This is a genomic window from Microbacterium profundi (assembly GCF_000763375.1).
In the GTDB taxonomy this organism is placed as follows: domain Bacteria; phylum Actinomycetota; class Actinomycetes; order Actinomycetales; family Microbacteriaceae; genus Microbacterium; species Microbacterium profundi.
This window is the reverse complement of the sequence record NZ_JPSY01000008.1, coordinates 1-1,265: the sequence shown is the minus strand read 5'-3', so window position 1 is coordinate 1,265 and position 1,265 is coordinate 1. Positions and strand designations below refer to the sequence as shown.

At 63.2% G+C, this 1,265-nt stretch carries 1 protein-coding gene; it reads right to left on the bottom strand.

The window, feature by feature from the left end:
• Positions 1 to 34: 34 nt before the first annotated feature.
• Positions 35 to 1,219 (bottom strand): IS30 family transposase, encoded by a 1,185-nt coding sequence (locus JF52_RS0116210; protein ID WP_052166658.1) that lies wholly within the window; start codon positions 1,217 to 1,219, stop codon positions 35 to 37.
• Positions 1,220 to 1,265 lie beyond the last annotated feature (46 nt).

The window sequence follows — 1,265 nt, the reverse complement described above, 5'->3', positions numbered from 1 at the left end:
GGGCAATGTCAAGTGGTGGGAGCAACGCCGGGGTTCACGCGGCGAGTAGTAGCTCGTTGAGTCGGTTGGCTGGGGTCTGAAGCTCAAGGGTCGGGCGGGGGCGACGGTTCAGTGTCGCAGCGACTCGGCGGAGGTCTTCGGGGGTATGGGCGGAGAGGTCTGAGCCCTTCTCGAACCAGAACCGCAGCAGCCGGTTGGTGTTCTCGTTGGTCCCGCGTTGCCAGGGCGAGTGCGGGTCGCAGAAGTAGAGCGTCGTGTCCAACGCGGTCTGGATCTGGGCGTACTCGGCCAGTTCCGTTCCGCGATCCCAGGTGATCGAGCGGCGCAGATGCTCGGGCAGGTCGCCCATCTCTCGGATCATCGCCGCAGCGACGGTATCGGCGGTGTGATCTCCGGGGAGGTGGAGCAGGATCGTGAAGCGCGTCGCGCGCTCGACGAGAGTGCCGATCGCAGTCCCATCACACCCGATGATGAGGTCTCCTTCCCAATGTCCCGGAACAGCCCGGTTCTCGACCTCGGCCGGCCGGTCACTGATCTTGAACGCTTCCTTGTAGGGGCTGTTCTTGCGCCGATCGGATGTGTGGGCAACACGCTTGTTCCGTTTCAGGGAGAGCTTCTGCGCCAGATCTGCCCGCAGCTTTCCGCGGGTCTGGACGTAGAGGGCCTGGTAGATCGTCTCGTGACTCACCTGCATAGTCCGATCATCCGGGAAGTAGAACTCCAACATTGCTGAGATCAGCGCCGGGCTCCACCCCTCATCCATCCACACCTCGATCAACCGGCACAGCGCCTCGTTCTCGATCAGCGCGAACGGCTTCGGACGCCGCCTGGCCTGGTGCGCTCTCGTGTGCGCGACAGACGCGTAATACACCCCGTCCGGGCTCGTATTGCGCTTCACCTCCCGCCAGATCACGGACTTATCCCGACCGATTTCCGCCCCGATGCGGGCATAACTCATGCCCGCACGTCGGCCCATCTGAATCATCCCTCGCTCGTGCGCTGTCAGCATCCGCTCACTGATCGGCATCACGTCCGGCACCGGATCAGCAAGACCACCCGTCGCGCCTCTATCGATCGTCATGCCCCCAGACTGGGCCCACCACCGCGATGCCGACGCAGTCCCCGCGCCGACACTCGCCGCAGCACTCACCGTCGTCGCGCCAGCGCACACCAAATCAACGAACGCAGTACGAGTACCAGGCGGAAACAACTTGACCATGAAACGCTCCTTCATCAGAGCGTTGCTCCCACCATATGAATTTGCC

Bases quoted from the DNA above. Each gene is read 5' to 3' on its own strand.
- JF52_RS0116210 (WP_052166658.1), bottom strand. From the start codon at position 1,219: ATGGTCAAGTTGTTTCCGCCTGGTACTCGTACTGCGTTCGTTGATTTG.